Source organism: Rhizobium ecuadorense (genome assembly GCF_001187535.1).
GTDB classification, from domain to species: domain Bacteria; phylum Pseudomonadota; class Alphaproteobacteria; order Rhizobiales; family Rhizobiaceae; genus Rhizobium; species Rhizobium ecuadorense.
Genome location: NZ_LFIO01000958.1, coordinates 15,590 through 35,324 on the forward strand (window position 1 = coordinate 15,590; position 19,735 = coordinate 35,324).

Here is a 19,735-nt window from a genome sequence, read left to right on the forward strand (position 1 = left end):
GACTGCATTACTGGCCGGTGACGACCTTCGTCCACAGGCGCGTCCCCAGACGCTGCGTTTTCGGATCCCAGGGCTTGACCGTGAAGAGGTTCTTCATCACGGCCTCTGTGGGATAGACGGCCGGGTCTTCCAGAATGTCCTTGCTGACGAACTGCTGCGAGGCCTTGTTGCCGTTGGCATAGAAGGTGTGGTCGCTGGCCTTGGCGATGACCTCAGGCTTCATCATGTAGTTCAGGAATTCGTGGGCTTCGGCGACGTGGGGCGCATCAGCGGGAATGGCCATCATGTCGAACCACATCTGGGCGCCCTGCGGGGGAACCGAATAATTGACCTCGACGCCGTTCTTGGCTTCGGCAGCACGGTCACGCGCCTGCAGCATGTCGCCGGAATAGCCGAAGGCGATGCAGATGTCGCCGTTGGCAAGCGCATTGATATATTCGGAGGAATGGAACTTGCGGACATAGGGGCGCATAGCCGTCAGCAGCTCTTCGGCCTTCTTGAAATCCTCAGCCTTGGTGGAGTTCGGGTCGAGGCCGAGATAACGAAACGCCGTGGTGATGACGTCCTTCGGCGTGTCGAGCACGTAGATGCCGCAATCCTTGAACTTTGCGGCGACCTTCGGATCGAAGATCACTTCGAGACCGGGCTTGGCATCGGGACCGAGGATCTCGGCGACCTTCTTGACATTGTAGCCGATGCCGTCGGTGCCCCACATGTAATCGACCGCGTGTTCGTTGCCCGGGTCGTATTCGGCGGTGCGCTGCTGGATCACATCCCACATGTTGGAAAGGTTCGGCAGTTTCGACTTGTCGAGCTTCTGGAAGACGCCGGCCTGGATCTGGCGCTGCAGGAAGTCGGCCGTGGGAACGACGACGTCATAGCCCGTGCCGCCGGCAAGCAGCTTGGTTTCCACGGTCTCGTTGGAATCAAAGGTGTCGTAGACGACCTTGATGCCGGTTTCCTTGGTGAAATCGGCAAGGATGCTGTCGTCGATATAATCCGACCAGTTATAGACGTTGACGACGCGCTCCTGGGCAAAGGCCGGCGCGGCGGCAAGGAGCGCGGCAACGGCGGCAGCCGTCACGCTTGGAATGATTGACCTCATGACTTCTCCTGTTTGTTCAAAGAGCCCGCACCCCCGGACGTCTTTTCCCTCTGGTTTTGCATGCAGACTAAGAAGGAATTTCACAGCCCACAAGCGCAAAATCCTGCGCCTTCAATGATTTCACAATCACTGGAAATCGAAGGCGCTGAGCCCCGCCACCATCTCGTCGAGCCCGAGCGGCCGCGTCACCGGCGGCTCGGCGCGGGAAAGGCAGCCGCGCCGCTCGCAGAGGCGACAGGCCGGGCCGATCGCGACCGGCTCGAGCGCCGTCGCCTGGCCATAGACCAGGCTGTCTGCATGAGCGGCGTCGCAGCCGATCAGGATCGCGGTGCGCCTTATCCTTTCGCCGAATTCGACGCTCGGCCCCTCCAGCGTGCGGGCGACCGTCAGGAAGGAGGCGCCATCCGGCATGACCACCGTTTCGGCGAGGATCTGGCCCGGCTGTAGGAAGGCGGCGTGGAGATTAAGCTTCGGACAGCCGCCGCCGAAGCGGGCCTGCGGAAAACCCTGGGCGCCTGCCCGGCGCAACCGGTGGCCCGCGGCATCGATCTCGATCAGGAAGAAGGGAATGGCGGCCGCACCCGGGCGCTGCAGCATCGTCAGGCGGGCGGCGGCATGGCCGAAGGAGACGCCGAAGCGCGCCCTGAGAATATCGATATCGTAGCGTGTCGCCTTTGCCGCCGACAGGAAGGCCTCATAGGGCATGGCGAGCGCCAGGGCCGCGATGCGGGCAAGCTCGAAGCGGGCGATGCGGCGCGCTTCGGCCGAAGAGAGCGCGAGATCGTCGAGCTCGGCATCGATGGCCGGCAGCAAAGCGAGGGTCGCCGCCTCGACTGATATCTCGTGCGCGCGGTCAGCCGGCGACAGGCGCTCCGAGATGAAAAGCCGCATAGAATGACGATCGAAGCGGCGGCGCAGATCCGGCATGACGTGCACCGGCAGCACCCGCACCGCGATGCCACGCTCGGCGCGCAGCCAGTCCTTCAGCCCGGCGGCAAGATCGAGGCCGCCGGGAAGTGTCGCGGCAAAGGTCTCCGCCGCCGTCTCTATCCGTGCGAAATAGGCAGACCGGCGTTCCAGCGCCTCGCGCACCTCGTCGAGCGGCAAGCGGCCGGCGGCGACGGGCGCATGGCCCTCGGCGGCCATCAACGCCGTCAGATCGGACAGCCGTGCCGCCTGCTCGCGATAGGCGCGGTAGAGCTTGATCATGCCGCTTGCGGCATTGGGCGCGGCCTCGGCCACCTCGACCAGTTCCTGGTCGCCGGGCAATTCGCCTGATAGCAGCGGATCGGCAAAGACCTCCTTGAGCTGGCCGAGACTGCCGCCGGTCTGCCCGCGCAACTCCTCCAGATCGACCCGGTAGACGGCCGCGAGCTTCAACAGGAGCTGCACCGTCAGCGGCCGCTGGTTGCGCTCGATCAGGTTCAGGTAGGAGGGCGATATTTCAAGCGCCTCGGCCATGGCGGTCTGCGTCAGCGCCAGCGCATTGCGGATGCGCCGCAGTTTCGGGCCTGCGAATATCTTCCGTTCCGCCATGTCACACCCTTTGACAAGTCAGCGGCGCCGATCTTTACAAAATTTTACAAATTCACAGCGCCATTCTGTCAATCCTCGTCATCTTAACCTCTTTCCGGCCAGCAAATCAAAGGTTTTTCTGGTCATTCGGCGCGACATTGTCAATCTTGTCATCAACACCCTGACAGAGTCTTTTAGTGAGGAGATCAAGCATGACCGATTTTTACAAACTTGTTCCCAACGCACCGCCTGGTCGGTTCGACGGCATCGACAGGCCGTTCTCGGCTGATGACGTGCAGCGGCTCAGGGGCTCGGTGGCGCTCACCCATACGCTGGCCGAAATGGGGGCGGACCGGTTGTGGCGGCTCTTACACCAGGAGGATTTCGTCAACGCGCTCGGCGCGCTTTCCGGCAACCAGGCCATGCAGATGGTGCGCGCCGGGTTGAAAGCGATCTATCTCTCCGGCTGGCAGGTGGCGGCCGACGCCAATACAGCGTCGGCAATGTATCCCGATCAGTCGCTCTACCCCGCCAATGCCGGGCCGGAGCTTGCCAAGCGTATCAACCGCACGCTGCAGCGCGCCGATCAGATCGAGACCTCGGAGGGCCAGGGGCTTTCGGTCGAGACCTGGTTCGCGCCGATCGTCGCCGATGCGGAAGCCGGTTTCGGCGGACCGCTCAACGCCTTCGAGATCATGAAGGCCTATATCGAGGCGGGTGCGGCCGGCGTGCACTTCGAGGACCAGCTCGCCTCGGAGAAGAAATGCGGCCATCTCGGCGGCAAGGTGCTGATCCCGACGGCCGCCCATATCCGCAATCTCAACGCCGCCCGGCTTGCCGCCGACGTCATGGGAGTGGCGACGCTGGTGATTGCTCGCACCGACGCGGAAGCGGCAAAGCTTTTGACCTCGGATATCGACGAACGCGACCAGCCCTTTGTCGATTACGATGCCGGGCGCACGGTCGAGGGCTTCTATCAAGTCAGGAACGGCATCGAGCCCTGCATCGCCCGGGCTGTGGCCTATGCGCCGTATTGCGATCTCATCTGGTGCGAGACCTCCAAGCCCGATCTCGATCAGGCGCGGCGCTTCGCCGAAGGCGTGCACAAGGTCCATCCCGGCAAGCTGCTCGCCTATAATTGTTCGCCGTCCTTCAACTGGAAGAAGAACCTCGACGAGGCGACGATCGCAAAATTCCAGCGGGAGCTCGGGGCGATGGGCTACAAGTTCCAGTTCATCACGCTCGCCGGCTTCCATCAGCTGAACTACGGCATGTACGAGCTGGCACGCGGCTACAAGCAGCGGCAGATGTCGGCCTATTCCGAGCTGCAGCAGGCGGAATTCGACGCCGAGGTCAACGGCTATACCGCCACCAAACATCAGCGCGAGGTCGGCACCGGCTATTTCGACGCCGTGTCGCTCGCCATCACCGGCGGCCGCTCGTCGACCACGGCGATGCACGATTCAACCGAACAGGCGCAGTTCAAACCGGCTGCGGAATAACCCAAAGAGGAGGAGAAGATCATGGCATCCATTTCACGCGTCCGGGAACGGGCCGAAGAGCAATCGACCAGCATGAGCGAGGATCAGCAGACGACGATCCGCATGCTCGCCAACGACCTGCACCGGCTGAACCAATCAGTCATGAAGGCGGTCGAGGCCGGCGTCTCGGTCGAGCTGGTGCGCTCGGCCCGCCATCACGGCGGCGACGGCAACTGGGGCGACCTGCTGATCCCCGTCGTCGTCACCAACCAGCATTGAAGAGAAGGCCCGCGCATCCCACTGCATAATTCCTTAAATCGGAATCGATTTAACGATTAAATTATGCAGCAATTCAAAGTGTTACAGCGTCCTTTGCGCGTCTGAAAAGACGCGCGGCGCTGTAAGAGATGCGCGGGCGCTTCACTAAACGTCAGCCGCGGCTCGGCCGTTTTCCGGCGAAGAGATCGGCATAACTTCGGATCAGCCTGGTCATGCGGTCGGCGACCGTGCGGATCTCCGGGCGATGACGGTCCTCGGCATTCATGACGATCCATTGCGCATGGCGCAATTCCGGCAGCTCGCCGCCCAGCCGTTGCAAATCGGGATGGAGATCGCCGACGAAACAGGGAAGCACAGCCTTGCCGGCACCGGCGCGCACCAGATCCGGCAGCGACCGCGGCCGGTTGACGCTGGCGACGATTGCGGCGGCCGCATGGGCGTGCGGCCAGCGCAGATAGGCCGATATCGCCTCCTCCTCGGCAACCGCAATCCAGCGTTCATCCGTCTCGGCGGCGTTGCGTCTGATATAGACGGCATAGGCGACCTCGCCGAGCCGACGGGCGGCAAGATTGGCCTCTTCAGGCTCGAAGGCGCGAATGCCGATATCGCTCTCGCGATAGGCCAGGCTCGCCCGCGCCTCGCCGATGGTCAGCGAAATGGCAAAGCCATCGCCCGGCATGCGGATGGCGGCGAAATTCTCCGTCAGCAGCCAGGCGAGCCAGGTGCCGGCGGTAATCCTGACGGTCGTGCCCCCCTCGCCCGATTGCCGCCACGCCTCCACCTTGCGGGCGGCGGCCTCCATTTCCTGCAGATGATCGAGCAGCGCCTGGCCGTCCTGGGTCAGGCGATAGCCGGTCTGGCTGCGCGAAAACAGCGCGCGGCCGACCTCCTGTTCGAGATCGAGCATGCGCCGACCGACGGTCGCGGGGCTGAGTCCGCTTGCCGTACTTGCCCCCGTCAGGCCGCCGAGCCGGGCGACCTGCAGGAAAAGCTGGTAGGAATCCCAATTCGCGTTTTTCATCGATGAAAAACATAGCGGGATTTCCTCTGTTTATGAAGAGATATTCGATGCCTAAATCAGGAGATGTCTTCTACAGAAAGGACATCGCCATGATCGACGTGATCACCATCGCAGGCATCCAGGGATATCGGCACACTTGCAGTCCGGGCAAAGGCAAGACCGACGAGGATCGATTCTATGCCGAGTTCGGAGACAGCGGCCTCGTCAACTTCGCCGCCTGGCTGACCTCGCTCGATCTCAATCTCAAACTGCGCCGCAAAGCTGCGGCGCAATCCGGCGGCAGCTGCGGCTGCGCTCCTCAGGCGACCTTCCTGGTCCCGAGGTGAGCGGCCGCGGGCTGCGCGACAATGCGGAAGCGTTCGATCAGCGCCATCAGCGTATCGGCTTCGCCGGCAAGCAGGCGGCTTGCCTGCGTCGTCTCGGCCACCATCGAGGCGTTCTTCTGGGTCATCTGGTCCATGGCGTTCACCGAGCCGTTGACCTCCTGAAGTGCTGCCGACTGATCGCGGCTTGCGGTGGCAATGGTCTCGACATGGCCGCTGATCGCGATGATCTCGTGGCTGATCGCGGCAAGGACGCTGCCGGTCTTCTGCACCAGTTCGGACCCCACCGTCACCTCGCGGCTGGATGTCTCGATCAGCGACTTGATTTCGCGCGCCGCATCGGCCGAACGCTGGGCGAGTTCGCGGACTTCCTGGGCGACGACGGCAAAACCCTTGCCCGCCTCGCCGGCGCGGGCCGCCTCGATGCCGGCGTTCAGCGCCAGGAGATTGGTCTGGAAGGCGATCTCGTCGATCACCTCGATGATCTGCTCGATACGCTGCGAGGCCTCTTCGATGCGCTCCATGGCGGCGACGGCGTCGCCGACGACGGCGCCGGAATTGTCGGCCGTCTTCTTGGTCGCAGCCACGACATTGTTGGCTTCGCGCGCACGTTCGGCAGAAGAGCGAACCGTGACGGTGATCTCTTCTACCGCCGCGGCCGTCTCCTCAAGGCTTGCCGCCTGCGCCTCGGTGCGTTTCGAAAGCTCACTTGCTGAAACCGAGACGGCGCCGCTGTTGCGCTGGATGGTCGAGGCGCTGTCGCGGATGCCGGAGAGCGTATCCTGGAGCCGCAGCAGCGAAGCGTTGAAATCGACACGCAGTTGCTCCAGCCGGCCGACGAAGGGCGTGCCGATCGTTTCCGAGACATCGCCCTGCGACAGGCGGCCGAGGCCGGCAGCAAGCTGGTTGACGGCAAAGTCGATCTGGCTGTCGAGCGAGCGTTTGTCGGCATCGTTCCTGGCGCGTTCGGCATCGCTCAAGGCGCGCTGTTCTGCAGCCTGGGTTTCGAGGTCCCGCCTAGCGCGGGCGCTGTCGCGGAACAGCGCCAAGGCCCGGCCGATATCGCCGAACTCGTTGTTCTTGGCAACGCAGGGGATCGCACCATCGAGATCGCCCGCGGAAATCGCGTGAACACTCGCGGTCAGCGCCTGCAAAGGCTTCACCGACAGGCGGATTGCATAGAAGGCGAGAACACCGACGATGAGCATGACGATGGCGCCGACGCCGAGCACCAGCATCTGCAGCTCATACATGCGCTGGTAATAGACCTCCATCGGAATGCCGATGAAGAGAATGCCGACATTGGCGTTCGATGCGTTCTTGATCGGGAAGTAACCGGTCATGAACTTGCGTCCGAAAAGCTCGGCCTGGCCGTAATAGGCTGCGCCCTTGGCGAGAACCGGCTGGGCGGGGTGTTCCGCCACAAGCTTGGTGCCGACGGCGCGGTCGCCGTTTTCCTTCTTGACGTTGGTGGAGATGCGGACGTAGTCGCCGCCCTGTTTCTGAAAGATGGTCGCGACACCGGCGATCGACTGCGCGGTGCGGTCGACCAGCGAATGATCGGCAAGGGCGGGGATGGCGTCTTCCGTGACGGTTGCGAGCTGGTTGTCCTTCAGCTCGACCTTTGCCGCCTGATCGGCCGCGCCGTAGAGAACGGCCATGGCGCGGGTGGCGTCCCTGGCGTCGGCGACCGCGCCGTCCATGACCTGGCGGCTCAGATTGTAATAGGTCACGCCGACAATGGCGGCGGTGCTGACCGTCAGCAGACACAGCGTGATCGCAACGATCTGACGGACGATCGACGTAGAGAAAAGGCGCAGCATCAAAACCCCCGGCAGACAAAACAAGGCTAAATTAGAGGAAAAGCGTTAAGGAAAATTTTCTGTAAATCAGGGCCGATGACAGCGCTGTTCCGATACGAAAAACGGCCCCGGAAGAAGCCGGGGCCGTTCGCATGAAGACAGATCGGGCGACGATCAGGCGGCGCGGTAGACCGGCGCGGCAGCCGCTTCGCCGTCGATCTTGAACTGCTGGATCAGCCTGCGGAGCGAATCGGCCTCGTCGGCCAGTTCGCGGCTGGCGGCGGTCGTCTCCTCGACCATGGCGGCATTCTGCTGCGTCATCTGGTCCATCTGATTGACCGTCGCGTTGACGCTCTGCAGCGCGTTGGACTGGTCGTGGCTGGCGCGGGCGATCATCTCGACATGCTGGCTGATCGTGACGATCTGGGCGCTGATCTTGGCGAGCACCGTGCCGGTCTCCTGGACGAATTGCGAGCCGGAGCTGACCTCGTTGGTCGACTTGTTGATCAGTCCCTTGATTTCCTGCGCCGCGGCGGCGGAACGCTGAGCAAGCTCGCGGACTTCCATCGCCACCACCGCGAAGCCCTTGCCGGCTTCGCCGGCGCGCGCCGCTTCGATGCCAGCGTTGAGCGCAAGCAAGTTGGTCTGGAAGGCGATCTCGTCGATGACGCCGATGATCTGCTCGATCTGGCGCGAGGCTTCCTCGATGCGGCCCATCGCGTCGATCGCATTGCTGACGACGACGGCGGAATCGTCGGCGCTGCGCTTGGCCTGGCGGACGATCTGATCGGCATCCTTGGCGCGTTCGGCCGACGAGCGGACGGTGACGGTGATCTCATCGACGGCGGCGGCGGTCTCTTCGAGCGAGGCGGCCTGCTGTTCGGTGCGCTTGGAGAGGTCCTCGGCCGACTGGGCCATCTGGTTGCCGTTGCCCTGGATCAGTTCGACATTGTCGCGGATCTGACTCATCGTCGCCTGCAGGCGCATCATCGAGCCGTTGAAATCCTGGCGCAGCTGTTCGAGGCGGCCGATGAAGGGCGTTTCGATCGTCGTCGAGATGTCGCCCTGCGACATGCGTTCGAGGCCGGCGGCGAGTGCATTGACGGCGAATTCGATCTGGCGATCCATCTCGCGCTTGTCGGCATCGTTGCGCTGGCGCTCGTGTTCGGCGGCAGCGCGTTCCTCGTCGCTCTGTTCCTCGATGCGGATCTTCGAGATGGCGTTTTCCTTGAAAATGCCGAGCGCGCGGGCCATGTCGCCGATTTCATCGTGGCGCTGCTCGCCGGAGATATTGGTCTCCAGCGCGCCATCGGCGATGCGGCGCATGGCGGCGGTGATCTGGCTGATCGGCCGCTGCAGCGTCAGCACCAGGGCAATGCCGCCGAGGATCGACAGGAGGATGCCGAGACCGGTGGTCATGACCGAGATGCTGTTTGCCTGGGTGCGCTCAGTGCCGGCCGTCTGCTTCTGCAGCTCGGCGAAATCGGTCAGCTTCTTCCAGATGCCGTCGAGTTCCTGGCGGGCCGCGGCATAGGCGGTGACACGCTCGCCGATCGTATCGACGATCTTCGAGCCGCCGCCGGAGATGGCATCGAGTGCGGGCTGGATCGCGCCGGAGATGCCTTCGGCAAAGCCCATGCCCTTGGCGCTGGTGATCAGCACCTGCATGTCCTTGCCGAGCGTGCCGGCCTGCTGCTGCAGACGCACGAGATTATCCTTGCTTGAATTGGCGAGGAAATCGGAAAGCACGATCTGCAGCGCATAAACGGAATTTTCGAGGCGGCGCGTATCCTGAAGGACGGAATTGGTCTGGGCGATGCGGCCTTCGAGCTCGGCGAAGCGCTGTGTCGCCTCGCGCATCTTCTGCGTTGCCGTCAGTTGCGTATAGGTCGAGGTCTGGCGGAAGCGCGAGACGAGACGCCCGAGTTCGGCGATGTTCTCATCGCTCGGAGCGGGCATCGCGGTAATCGCCTTGATGCTGTCGATGGTTGCGGTCAGCGCGTCGATGACGTTCTTCTGATTGGTCGGAACCGAAATGGCGATCTGCCGCTGGGCTTTGATGATCGCCGGCATCTGTTCGTTGATGTAGGCGATCTTGTCCTGCGGCGTCTGCGGTTTGCTGTAGCCGCTGGCGACGGTGCCGAGGAAATCGCCGCCTTTCAGCAGGCGGTCGGCCGTACGCAGCGTGATGGTGGCGGCGCCCTCGTCGTTCTGCAGCGCGGTCTGCAATTCCTCGGCCTGGTAGGAGACCGTGAAGCGGGTGCTGATCAGGCTCTTCTGCGCCGCGTCGATCTGTTCATGCAGGGCCTGCTCCTGTTCATGCAGCGCCCACAGCTTGTCGACGACGCCCGATATATCCTTGGTGCGGCGCGACGCCTCGGCAAGGCTGTCGCGGCCGGCGGCCTCATCGCCGACCTGGTTCAGCGTCTGGTCGAGCACGCCCTGCTGGGTCTTCAGTTCCGCAGTCAGCTTGTCGCGCGCCTGCTGGCTGGTGACGCGCAGGAAATCGTCCATCGAACCGTAGAGATCCTTGAACCCGCTCAGCGACTGCAGCACGCTGTTGGATATTTCCATGCGACCCTGCAGCAGCCCGGAAGCGTAAAGGCCCGTCAGGCCCACCGCAGAAATGGTGACGACGAAAGGCAGAACGAAGATCAGGACCTTCGTCTTGATCCTGAAGCGGGAAAGAATCTTGTCAATCAACATGGCGTTCCGGGCCTTTCATACACCACTCCTCCCGCAGGCGGCCATCTGGCGCCAGCCGGGTACACATCAAGCCGTTCTTTAATTTACATTGGGGAACCCGGAAGCCAGGCGGCAGTCATTGCCAGTTCATGTCCAAACAACTTTGGAGATGCCCAAATAATCGCGGGCAATTGTGTCAGATTAGATATTAATTTTCGGATAAGCGGTTGCGGCGGATGAAGCCAAGGCGGTGAAATAGTTGCAATTTTGTAGGCCGTGGCACCGCGGAGCGGCACAGTTGCGCCGCGATCTTCATTGCAGGCCTGAAGACAGGATCAGAGCACGTGCGAAAGAAGCAGTGCGAGGCTGGCGGCGGTAGCGCCGGCTGCGAGCATCAGATAACGCAGGGCGACCATGCGGGCGTCGGGCTTTGCCTCGGCAATGGCGATGGCGCGGGCGCGTCGTGTGTTTCTATTCATGCTCGAAACCTCACTTCTGTCTGATACAACAATCCAACAAAACGGCTTGCTGGTAAAGCTTATTTAGGAAGAGCTTCGCAGACCGCCAATTGAGACAGGATGGCGCACCTCTCTTAAGAAGTCTTGAATCGGTATTACTAATATATAGCGCAGCAGTCCCGGGCGACATGCAGAAAGCACAAACCTCAGGCACATTCGCCGGCGGCAAATCCGGAGGCCCAGGCCCATTGGAAATTATAGCCGCCGAGCCAACCGGTGACGTCGACGCATTCGCCGATGAAATAAAGCCCGGGTACGGCCTTGGCCTCCATGCTGCGGGAATCGAGCGCTGCGGTATCGATGCCGCCGAGCGTCACTTCGGCGGTGCGGTAGCCCTCCGAGCCGGACGGTTTGATCGCAAAGTTCTGCGCCGCCGCGGCGAGGCGCAGCAGCGCCTTGTCAGGCAGGTCGGCCATGTTGCCGGAGATCTTTTCCCGCTCGACGAGAAACTGGGCAAGCCGCTTCGGCAGGAGGTCACTGAGCGCCGTCTGCGGCGACTGGCGGCCATTCACCTGCTTTGCCGTCTTCAGATGTGCTGCAATGTCGATATCCGGTTCGATCGCCAGGACGATCTCGTCGCCTTCGCGCCAATAGGAGGAGATCTGCAGGATGGCGGGTCCGCTGAGGCCGCGATGGGTAAACAGCAGCGCTTCGCGAAAGGCGGTCCTGCCATGGCGGATTTCGGCCGGGGCGGAAATGCCGGCGAGCGGAGCGATGGCTTCGAGCAGGCCGGGATCGAGGGTCAGCGGCACGAGGCCGGGGCGGGTCTCGAGGACGGGAAGACCGAACTGCTCGGCGAGGCGATAGGCAAAGCCGGTGGCCCCCATCTTCGGGATCGACTTGCCGCCGGTGGCGACGATCAGCGACGAGGCTTCAAAAGTCTCCTCACCGGTCGAGACGCGAAAACCCGCCTCCACCTTTTCGACGGCTGATATCTCGGTGCCGAGATGCAGTTGCGCGCCAGCGGCGCGCATCTCGTCGAGCAGCATGCGAATGACGTCTTTGGCGCTTTCGTCGCAGAAAAGCTGGCCCAGCGTCTTTTCATGCCAGGCAATGCCGTGACGATCGACCATGGCGATGAAATCGGCGGGCGTGAAACGGGCAAGCGCCGACTTGCAGAAATGCGGATTGGCCGAGAGGAAATTCTTCGGCCCGGCATGGATATTGGTGAAATTGCAGCGGCCGCCGCCGGAGATGCGGATCTTCTCGCCGGGCGCCCTTGCATGGTCGAGGACCACGACCGAGCGGCCGCGTTTTCCCGCCCGGATGGCCGCCATCATGCCCGCCGCCCCGGCGCCGATGACGATGACGTCGCTTTTGCGCTGCAAACCCGTTTCCCCAATCAAGACAGCGTCTTCTTTTTCCATCAAAGGGCGAAAGTCAACGTTCTCAACCTCTCGCCAATTGGCAAAGTCTGGTTATGATGGCGCCACGATCAACCAGACCGGTGTGTCATGTCCCCAAAAAAGACGACGCTGAAGCCTGCCAGAAACGTACCCGCCTCGAAGAAAACTCCCCCGGACCCCGGGTCTCTGCGCGGCGTTGCGAACTGGAAGGAAGCGGCGCGGTGGCTGAGGGACAGGGGCATCGAAGACATCGAATGCATCACGCCGGACCTTGCCGGCGTTCCGCGCGGCAAGATGATGCCGAGCTCGAAATTCACCTCGAACACCTCGCTGGCGCTGCCTTCGGCGATCTACCGGCACACGATTTCGGGCGAGTACCCGGAGGAGACGGAGAGCTTCCGCTACGAGCCGCGCGACAGCGACCTGAAGCTGATGCCGGATCTTTCGACGCTTTCGGTCGTGCCCTGGGAGACCGATCCGACGGCGCAGGTGATCTGCGACATCGTCGATTCCGACGGCGGCGAAGTGCCCTATACGCCGCGCAACGTGCTGAAGCGGATCATGAGCCTCTATCACGATCGCGGCTGGAAGCCGATCGTGGCGCCGGAGATCGAATTCTATCTGGTCGCCAAGAATGACGATCCCGACTATCCGCTGCACCCGCCCAAGGGCCGGTCCGGCCGCTCGATCCTCGGCGGCCAGGGCTATTCGATCGCCGGGATCAACGAGTTCGACGAGTTGATCGACGACATCTACCATTTCTCCGAGAAGCAGGGCCTCGAGATCGATACGCTGATCCATGAAGAGGGGCCGGCGCAGCTGGAGATCAACCTGCGCCACGGCAATCCGATCGAGCTTGCCGACCAGGTGTTCCTGTTCAAGCGCACGATCCGCGAGGCAGCGCTGAAACACGATATTTATGCGACTTTCATGGCCAAGCCGATGCAGGCCCAGCCGGGGTCGGCGATGCATATCCATCAGTCGGTGGTCAATATCGAGACGGGCAAGAACGTCTTCTCCAATGCGGACGGATCGGCCTCGAAGGAATTCTTCCATTTCATCGGCGGCATGCAGAAATTCGTGCCGAGCGCCATGGCGATGCTGGCGCCCTATGTGAATTCCTACCGGCGCCTGCAGCCCGACATGTCCTGCCCGGTCAACAATGCCTGGGGTTACGACAACCGCACGACCGCCTTCCGCGTTCCGGTTTCCGATCCGCAGGCGCGGCGCGTCGAAAACCGGCTGCCGAGCTCGGATGCCAATCCCTATCTGGCGCTTGCCGCCTCGCTCGCCGCCGGCCTGCTCGGCATCATGAAAGAGATCGAGCCGACGGCGCCGACCGAGGATTCGGCCAATGAAGGCTCGATCGACCTGCCGCGCGGCCTCCTGGAAGCCGTGGCGCTGCTCGAGGACGAGCCGGCCTTCGAGGAGATGTTCGGCTCGCAGTTCATCGGCCTTTATGCCGGCGTCAAGCGCGGCGAGTTCGAGACATTCATGCAGGTGATCAGCCCCTGGGAGCGGGAATTCCTTCTGCTCAACGTGTGAGGGAGCGTCATGGCATCGCAGGAGACATGGCAGAGCCCGATCTCGCCGGGCCTATCCTGGTATCAGGCAACCGTCGGGGAGCGGCCCACCTATGCCGCCCTCGACGGCTCGAAGACATCGGACGTCGCCATCATCGGCGGCGGCTATACAGGCTTGCAGGCCGCCTATAATCTGGCCAAGGCAGGTGTCTCGGTAGTGCTGATCGAGGCCTGCCGCTTCGGCGACGGGGCGTCCGGGCGCAATGGCGGCCAGCTCGGCACCGGCCAGCGATGGTGGCCGGAAGAGCTCGAGGAGAAGATCGGCTATCAGCGCTCGAAGGCGCTGTTCGATCTTGCCGAAGCGGCCAAGCGCCATCTCATCGATTTCGCCCGCGAGCACCAGATCGAGATCGATTACGTGCCCGGGCAGCTCAACGTCGCGCACAAGGCGAGCTACAAGCGCGCCTATTACGAAAATGCCGAAATTGCCGCGCTGCGCTACGACTATCCGCACATCCGCTTCATGGACGAGAAGGAAACGCAGGAGCGGCTCGGCTCGAAGCGTTTTTATTGCGGCGTGCGCGATGTCGGCACCGGCCATATCCATCCGCTGAAGCTGTTGATCGGCCTGGCGCGGGTCGCGGCCAATGCCGGTGCTGCGATCTTCGAGATGACCAAGGCAACGGCGATCCGTCAGGGCGGCGGCAAGGTGACGATCGAAACGGACAGGGGAACGATCACGGCCGACCGCGCGCTGATCGCCTGCGACGGCCATATTGACGGCCTCGAACCGGTGACGGCAAGGCATGTCATGCCGATCCGCTCCTTCATCGGCGCCACCGCTCCGCTCGACCGCCATCCCGAGGTGCTGCCGGGCGGCGAGGCTGTGGCCGATTCGCGCTTCGTCGTGCGCTACTTCCGCAAATTCGGCGACGGCCGGCTGCTGTTCGGCGGGCGCGAAGCCTATACGTCGGACAATCCGAAGGACATTTCCGAGCACATCCGCCGGCAGATCGCCGAGATCTATCCCGCCCTCAAGGATATCGAGATCACCCATGCCTGGGGCGGCAGCGTCGGCATCACCATGCCGCGCCAGCCCTTCGTGCGCGAAGTCATGCCCGGCGTCATCTCCATCGGCGGTTATTCCGGCCATGGCGTCATGCTGTCAAACTACTGTGGCAAGCTTTACGCGGAAACGGTGCTGGGAAAATCCGGCGATCTCGACCTGTTCAAATCGCTCGATATTCCGGCCTTTCCCGGCGGAGCCAGCATGCGGGCGCCGCTGCTTTTTCTCGCTTTGTCGTGGTTTGCGCTTCGCGACAAGTTTTAGTCCGATTGCGGATTTCCTCTTCCGGAAATTCGCACTAAAACCGGTGCCTGACAGATTCATTGCACTGCACACTGGCTTTTTTAAATCGATTAGATTAAAAGGGCCGCCAACCAGCCTGATTGAGAGACAAGCTCATGAGCAGCCAGATAATTCCCGTTGAGCCTTTTGATTACGTCGTCTTCGGCGGCAGCGGCGACCTTGCCGAACGCAAGCTTCTGCCCGCGCTCTACCATCGCCAGATCGAGGGCCAGTTCTCCGAACCGACCCGGGTGATCGGCGCTTCGCGCAGCCCGCTTTCCCATGAGGAATACCGCAAATTCGCCAAGGACGCGTTGAAGGAGCACCTGAAGAAGGGCGAATATGACGAAGCCGAAGTCGAGAAGTTCTGCGCCCGTCTCTATTACGTCTCGGTCGACGCCCGCACGGACACCGGCTGGGATCAGCTGAAGAAACTGCTCGACGAAGGCAAGGAACGCGTGCGCGCCTTCTACCTCGCCGTCGCGCCCGGCATCTTCGGCGACATTTCGCAGAAGATCCACGACCACAAGCTGATCACCAAGTCGACCCGCATCGTCGTCGAGAAGCCGATCGGCCGCGATCTCGCCTCGGCGCTGCAGCTCAACGACACGATCGGCCGCGCCTTCAAGGAAGAGCAGATCTTCCGCATCGACCACTATCTCGGCAAGGAGACGGTGCAGAACCTGATGGCGCTGCGCTTCGCCAATGCGCTCTACGAGCCGCTGTGGAACGCCAACTACATCGATCACGTGCAGATCACCGTGGCTGAAGCGGTCGGCCTCGAGGGCCGCGCCGGCTATTACGATACGGCCGGCGCGCTGCGCGACATGGTGCAGAACCACATCCTGCAACTGCTCTGCCTGACGGCGATGGAAGTGCCCTCGTCGATGGATTCGGAAGCCGTTCGCGACGAGAAGCTGAAGGTGCTGCGGGCGCTGAAGCCGCTCAACGCCGCCAATGTCGAGCAGGCGACGGTCCGCGGCCAGTATCGCGCCGGCGCCTCGGGCAGCGGCCCGGTCAAGGGTTATCTCGAAGAGCTCGAAGGCGGCGTCTCCAACACCGAGACCTTCGTCGCCATCAAGGCGGAGATCAACAACTGGCGCTGGGCCGGCGTTCCCTTCTATATCAGAACCGGCAAGCGCCTGACCGGACGCATGTCCGAGATCGTCATCACCTTCAAGCCGATCCCGCATGCAATCTTCGACCAGGCGGCCGGGCGCATCGTCGCCAATCAGCTGATCATCCGGCTGCAGCCGGATGAGGGCGTCAAGCAGTCGCTGATGATCAAGGATCCGGGCCCCGGCGGCATGCGCCTGCGCAACGTCTCGCTCGACATGAGCTTCGCCCAGGCCTTCAACGTCCGCAATCCCGACGCCTACGAACGCCTGCTGATGGACGTGATCCGCTCGAACCAGACATTGTTCATGCGCCGCGACGAAGTCGAAGCCGCATGGAAATGGGTGGACCCGATCCTCAAGGGTTGGGAGACCACCGGCCAGCAGGTGCAGGGCTATACGGCCGGCACCTGGGGCCCGAGCCAGGCCATCGCGCTGATCGAGCGTGACGGCCGCACCTGGCATGACGATATCTAGGACGGAACCGATGGCATCGACCCTGCATTCCTTCGCCAGCCCCGCAGATCTCGCCGGCAGCCTCGCCGACAAAGTCGCCGACAGGCTTTCGGCGGCGATCTCAGCCCGCGGAACGGCGTCCATCGCCGTTTCCGGCGGCTCGACGCCGAAGGCCTTCTTCCAGGCGCTGTCGACGCGCGCCATCGCCTGGGACAAGGTGACGATCACGCTTGTCGACGAACGCTTCGTGCCGGCCGACAATCCGCGCTCGAACCATATGCTGGTCGATGCCAATCTCCTGCAGAACAAGGCGAAGGCGGCGCGTTTCGTGCCGCTTTACCAGCCCGCCGCCTCCGTCGAGGAGGCCGCGCGGCTCGCGACTGAAAAGAGTGCCGAAATCGGCATTCCCTTCGACGTCGTCATCCTCGGCATGGGCGGCGATGGCCACACCGCGTCGTTCTTTCCCGGCGGCAGCAATCTTGCCACGGCGCTCGATGCATCGACGCCGCGCGGCATCATTACCATGGAAGCGGAAGGGGCCGGCGAGCCGCGCCTGACCTTCACCTTCTCCAGTCTTCAGGATGCCGCACTCCTGGTTCTTCATATCGAGGGCGAAGGCAAAAAAGACGTTCTCGCCAAGGCGGAAGGCAGCGGTGACGAGGCAGACATGCCGATCCGCGCCGTTCTGCGCCGGGCCACTTCCCCGGTCGAGATCTACTGGGCTCCCTGATCGGCCGTCAATCCGGATCGACTATCAGGCCTGAGCCGCCGAAACAGACAAGACAACGAACAAGGCAGGGATTTTCCATGTCCGCTCACGCACGCATATCTGCGATCACCGGTCGCATTGTCGAACGCTCGAAGCCAACCCGCGAGCGGTATCTGGAGCGCCTGCGCGCCGCCGCTTCCAAGGGCGTCCAGCGCTCGGTGCTCGGCTGCGCCAACCTTGCCCACGGCTTCGCGGTCTGTTCCCCCGCCGATAAGGATGCGCTCGCCGGCGACCGCATTCCCAATCTCGGCATCATCACCGCCTATAACGACATGCTCTCGGCCCACCAGCCGTTCGAGACCTATCCTGGTATCATCCGCGAGGCCGCGGCCGAGGCCGGCGGCGTGGCGCAGGTGGCGGGCGGCGTGCCGGCGATGTGCGACGGCGTCACCCAGGGCCAGCCGGGCATGGAGCTTTCGCTGTTCTCGCGCGACCTGATCGCCATGTCGGCGGGCGTCGGCCTGTCGCACAACATGTTCGATGCCGCCCTCTTCCTCGGCGTCTGCGACAAGATCGTGCCGGGCCTCGTCATTGCGGCCCTGTCCTTCGGACACCTGCCGTCGATCTTCGTTCCCGCCGGTCCGATGACGACGGGCCTGCCGAACGACGAGAAATCGCGCGTGCGCCAGCTCTTCGCCGAGGGCAAGGTCGGTCGCGCCGAACTGCTGGAGGCGGAATCGAAATCCTATCACGGCCCCGGCACCTGCACCTTCTACGGCACCGCCAATTCCAACCAGATGCTGATGGAGATCATGGGCTTCCATATGCCCGGCTCCTCCTTCATCAATCCCGGCACGCCGCTGCGCGAAGCGCTGACTCGCGAAGCCGCCAAGCGGGCGCTGGCGATCACCGCGCTCGGCAATGAATTCACGCCGGCCGGCGAGATGATCGACGAGCGCTCGGTCGTCAACGGCGTCGTCGGCCTGCATGCGACCGGCGGCTCGACCAATCACACGCTGCACCTCGTCGCCATGGCGCGCGCGGCTGGCATCCAGCTGACCTGGCAGGACATTGCCGAGCTTTCGGAAGTGGTGCCGCTGCTGGCCCGCGTCTATCCGAACGGCCTTGCCGACGTGAACCACTTCCAGGCGGCCGGCGGCATGGGCTTCCTCATCAAGGAACTGCTGAAGCACGGCCTGGTGCATGACGACGTGCGCACCGTCTTCGGCCATGGCCTCGAAGCCTATACGGTCGATGCCCGGCTCGGCGAAAACGGCGGCGTGTTGCGCCAGCCGTCGCCGGAGAAGAGCCATGATCCGAAGGTTCTCTCCAGCATCGAAACGCCGTTCCAGGCGAATGGCGGGTTGAAGATGCTGCGCGGCAATCTCGGCAAGGCGGTGATCAAAATCTCGGCCGTCAAGCCGGAGCGTCACGTCATCGAGGCGCCGGCGATCATTTTCCACAGCCAGCAGGAGCTGCAGGACGCCTTCAAGGAAGGCAAGCTCAACCGCGATTTCATCGCCGTCGTGCGCTTCCAGGGGCCGAAGGCGAACGGCATGCCGGAGCTGCACAAGCTGACGCCGCCGCTCGGCGTGCTGCAGGACCGCGGCTTCCGCGTGGCGCTGTTGACCGATGGGCGCATGTCGGGGGCCTCAGGCAAGGTGCCGGCGGCAATCCACGTGACGCCTGAGGCGGTCGACGGCGGACCGATCGCCCGCATCCGCGACGGCGACATCATTCGCCTGGACGCGATCAAGGGCACGCTCGAACTGCTCGTCGATGCGGCCGATCTGGCCGAGCGCGAGCCGGTGACCGTCGATCTCTCCGACAATGAATTCGGCATGGGCCGCGAACTCTTCGCACCGTTCCGCCGCGCCGTCGGCGCTTCGGATCAGGGTGCGAGCGTGCTCTTCCACCACTGAGCGTGGTCGCCGGAGACAAACAAAAACCCGCGGGCGCGTTACGCACCCGCGGGTTTTCTGTATCAGTCTTGGGATCGCTCAGGCGCGGATGTCGAGCACGTAGTCACGATGCGCCGGATGGGTGCTGTAGACGAAGATCTTGTTCAGCTCCTTCTGCGTCAGCAAGCGCAGGAACCGGACTTCAATCGTATTGTTGGCGTTGACCTTCATCAGTATGCAGCCGACCTTGGTGATGCGGGCATCCGGAATATCCAGATAGAACTGCTTCGGCAGGTTGAACTGGGTGAGGATCGCGAGCGTCGCGCTGCTCATCGAGATCCGGACGATATCGCAGCGGCGCGAAGCCGCGTGCATGACGCCCTTTTCCGTATATTCGATGCGCGCGGCGTTCATCGTGTCCTCCATTTTGAACCGCTGCTCGCGGTCATACATGAAGGATTCTTCCTTGCTCAGGAAATGAGATTTTGGCTGTGACGGATTGGAAGCGGCCACTTGCTTATCCCCCTCATAAATTGACTGGGAAAAGGTAGCAGCCGATCTTTAACAGAAAGTGAGAATTCGGCCCGTCACGCACAATTTCTGGTATT

16 protein-coding genes are annotated in these 19,735 nt (G+C 62.8%); 8 read left to right on the forward strand and 8 right to left on the reverse strand.

The window, feature by feature from the left end:
• Positions 1–7 precede the first annotated feature (7 nt).
• The gene (locus tag AF337_RS17380) at positions 8–1,105 is read right to left on the reverse strand and encodes a polyamine ABC transporter substrate-binding protein (RefSeq protein WP_049733040.1); all 1,098 of its coding nucleotides are present in this window, start codon (positions 1,103–1,105) and stop codon (positions 8–10) included.
• 126 nt (positions 1,106–1,231) lie between these two features.
• Positions 1,232–2,641, reverse strand: coding sequence for a helix-turn-helix domain-containing protein (locus AF337_RS17385; protein ID WP_049733041.1), 1,410 nt, complete (start codon positions 2,639–2,641; stop codon positions 1,232–1,234).
• Positions 2,642–2,832: 191 nt separating this feature from the next.
• Between AF337_RS17385 and aceA the strand changes: the two genes are divergently transcribed.
• Entirely contained in the window at positions 2,833–4,122 is a 1,290-nt protein-coding gene (aceA, locus tag AF337_RS17390) for an isocitrate lyase (RefSeq protein ID WP_049733042.1), read from the forward strand.
• Positions 4,123–4,143: 21 nt separating this feature from the next.
• Positions 4,144–4,380 (forward strand): SMc00767 family acetate metabolism repressor, encoded by a 237-nt coding sequence (locus AF337_RS17395; RefSeq protein WP_049733043.1) that lies wholly within the window; start codon positions 4,144–4,146, stop codon positions 4,378–4,380.
• A 151-nt stretch (positions 4,381–4,531) separates the two neighbouring features.
• Here AF337_RS17395 and AF337_RS17400 read toward each other — a convergent pair whose 3' ends face one another.
• On the reverse strand, positions 4,532–5,401 hold the full coding sequence (locus tag AF337_RS17400) for a LysR family transcriptional regulator (RefSeq protein WP_049733044.1): 870 nt from the start codon (positions 5,399–5,401) through the stop codon (positions 4,532–4,534).
• 89 nt (positions 5,402–5,490) lie between these two features.
• On the opposite strand from AF337_RS17400, the gene AF337_RS17405 reads away from it, so the two are divergent.
• On the forward strand, positions 5,491–5,727 hold the full coding sequence (locus AF337_RS17405) for a hypothetical protein (protein WP_049733157.1): 237 nt from the start codon (positions 5,491–5,493) through the stop codon (positions 5,725–5,727).
• On the opposite strand, the gene AF337_RS17410 is transcribed toward AF337_RS17405, so the two are convergent.
• The 4 genes from AF337_RS17410 to AF337_RS17420 all read right to left on the reverse strand — a co-directional run bounded on the left by AF337_RS17410 (position 5,700) and on the right by AF337_RS17420 (position 12,096).
• On the reverse strand, positions 5,700–7,547 hold the full coding sequence (locus AF337_RS17410) for a methyl-accepting chemotaxis protein (protein ID WP_049733045.1): 1,848 nt from the start codon (positions 7,545–7,547) through the stop codon (positions 5,700–5,702). The genes AF337_RS17405 and AF337_RS17410 overlap by 28 nt on opposite strands.
• Positions 7,548–7,700: 153 nt before the next feature.
• Positions 7,701–10,232 (reverse strand): methyl-accepting chemotaxis protein, encoded by a 2,532-nt coding sequence (locus AF337_RS17415; RefSeq protein ID WP_049733046.1) that lies wholly within the window; start codon positions 10,230–10,232, stop codon positions 7,701–7,703.
• Between the two features lie 314 nt (positions 10,233–10,546).
• Entirely contained in the window at positions 10,547–10,690 is a 144-nt protein-coding gene (locus AF337_RS43700; RefSeq protein WP_167347772.1) for a hypothetical protein, read from the reverse strand.
• Between the two features lie 185 nt (positions 10,691–10,875).
• Positions 10,876–12,096: a BaiN/RdsA family NAD(P)/FAD-dependent oxidoreductase gene (locus AF337_RS17420; protein WP_049733047.1), complete on the reverse strand. Its 1,221-nt coding sequence runs from the start codon at positions 12,094–12,096 to the stop codon at positions 10,876–10,878.
• An 87-nt stretch (positions 12,097–12,183) separates the two neighbouring features.
• Here AF337_RS17420 and AF337_RS17425 point away from each other — a divergent pair, with 87 nt between their 5' ends.
• The 5 genes from AF337_RS17425 (at position 12,184) to edd (ending at position 19,148) form a co-directional block, all read left to right on the forward strand.
• Positions 12,184–13,620, forward strand: coding sequence for a glutamine synthetase family protein (locus AF337_RS17425; RefSeq protein WP_049733048.1), 1,437 nt, complete (start codon positions 12,184–12,186; stop codon positions 13,618–13,620).
• A gap of 9 nt (positions 13,621–13,629) precedes the next feature.
• The gene (locus AF337_RS17430) at positions 13,630–14,928 is read left to right on the forward strand and encodes an NAD(P)/FAD-dependent oxidoreductase (protein WP_049733049.1); all 1,299 of its coding nucleotides are present in this window, start codon (positions 13,630–13,632) and stop codon (positions 14,926–14,928) included.
• A 134-nt stretch (positions 14,929–15,062) separates the two neighbouring features.
• Positions 15,063–16,538 (forward strand): glucose-6-phosphate dehydrogenase, encoded by a 1,476-nt coding sequence (gene zwf / locus AF337_RS17435; protein WP_049733050.1) that lies wholly within the window; start codon positions 15,063–15,065, stop codon positions 16,536–16,538.
• A gap of 10 nt (positions 16,539–16,548) precedes the next feature.
• Positions 16,549–17,247 (forward strand): 6-phosphogluconolactonase, encoded by a 699-nt coding sequence (pgl, locus tag AF337_RS17440; protein ID WP_049733051.1) that lies wholly within the window; start codon positions 16,549–16,551, stop codon positions 17,245–17,247.
• Positions 17,248–17,324: 77 nt separating this feature from the next.
• Positions 17,325–19,148: a phosphogluconate dehydratase gene (gene edd / locus AF337_RS17445; protein ID WP_049733052.1), complete on the forward strand. Its 1,824-nt coding sequence runs from the start codon at positions 17,325–17,327 to the stop codon at positions 19,146–19,148.
• Positions 19,149–19,226: 78 nt separating this feature from the next.
• Here the strand turns inward: edd and AF337_RS17450 are convergent, their stop codons facing one another.
• Positions 19,227–19,580, reverse strand: coding sequence for a hypothetical protein (locus tag AF337_RS17450; RefSeq protein ID WP_003588490.1), 354 nt, complete (start codon positions 19,578–19,580; stop codon positions 19,227–19,229).
• Positions 19,581–19,735: the final 155 nt, after the last annotated feature.

Excerpts from the sequence above, each read along its gene's own strand:
- AF337_RS17385 (WP_049733041.1), bottom strand. The coding sequence starts at position 2,641 with ATGGCGGAACGGAAGATATTCGCAGGCCCGAAACTGCGGCGCATCCGC.
- AF337_RS17420 (WP_049733047.1), bottom strand. The coding sequence starts at position 12,096 with ATGGAAAAAGAAGACGCTGTCTTGATTGGGGAAACGGGTTTGCAGCGC.
- AF337_RS17430 (WP_049733049.1), top strand. The coding sequence starts at position 13,630 with ATGGCATCGCAGGAGACATGGCAGAGCCCGATCTCGCCGGGCCTATCC.
- zwf (WP_049733050.1), top strand. The coding sequence starts at position 15,063 with ATGAGCAGCCAGATAATTCCCGTTGAGCCTTTTGATTACGTCGTCTTC.
- AF337_RS17450 (WP_003588490.1), bottom strand. The coding sequence starts at position 19,580 with ATGTATGACCGCGAGCAGCGGTTCAAAATGGAGGACACGATGAACGCC.
- AF337_RS17380 (WP_049733040.1), bottom strand. The coding sequence starts at position 1,105 with ATGAGGTCAATCATTCCAAGCGTGACGGCTGCCGCCGTTGCCGCGCTC.
- AF337_RS17410 (WP_049733045.1), bottom strand. The coding sequence starts at position 7,547 with ATGCTGCGCCTTTTCTCTACGTCGATCGTCCGTCAGATCGTTGCGATC.
- AF337_RS17395 (WP_049733043.1), top strand. The coding sequence starts at position 4,144 with ATGGCATCCATTTCACGCGTCCGGGAACGGGCCGAAGAGCAATCGACC.
- edd (WP_049733052.1), top strand. The coding sequence starts at position 17,325 with ATGTCCGCTCACGCACGCATATCTGCGATCACCGGTCGCATTGTCGAA.
- AF337_RS17400 (WP_049733044.1), bottom strand. The coding sequence starts at position 5,401 with ATGAAAAACGCGAATTGGGATTCCTACCAGCTTTTCCTGCAGGTCGCC.
- AF337_RS43700 (WP_167347772.1), bottom strand. The coding sequence starts at position 10,690 with ATGAATAGAAACACACGACGCGCCCGCGCCATCGCCATTGCCGAGGCA.
- aceA (WP_049733042.1), top strand. The coding sequence starts at position 2,833 with ATGACCGATTTTTACAAACTTGTTCCCAACGCACCGCCTGGTCGGTTC.
- pgl (WP_049733051.1), top strand. The coding sequence starts at position 16,549 with ATGGCATCGACCCTGCATTCCTTCGCCAGCCCCGCAGATCTCGCCGGC.
- AF337_RS17425 (WP_049733048.1), top strand. The coding sequence starts at position 12,184 with ATGTCCCCAAAAAAGACGACGCTGAAGCCTGCCAGAAACGTACCCGCC.
- AF337_RS17405 (WP_049733157.1), top strand. The coding sequence starts at position 5,491 with ATGATCGACGTGATCACCATCGCAGGCATCCAGGGATATCGGCACACT.
- AF337_RS17415 (WP_049733046.1), bottom strand. The coding sequence starts at position 10,232 with ATGTTGATTGACAAGATTCTTTCCCGCTTCAGGATCAAGACGAAGGTC.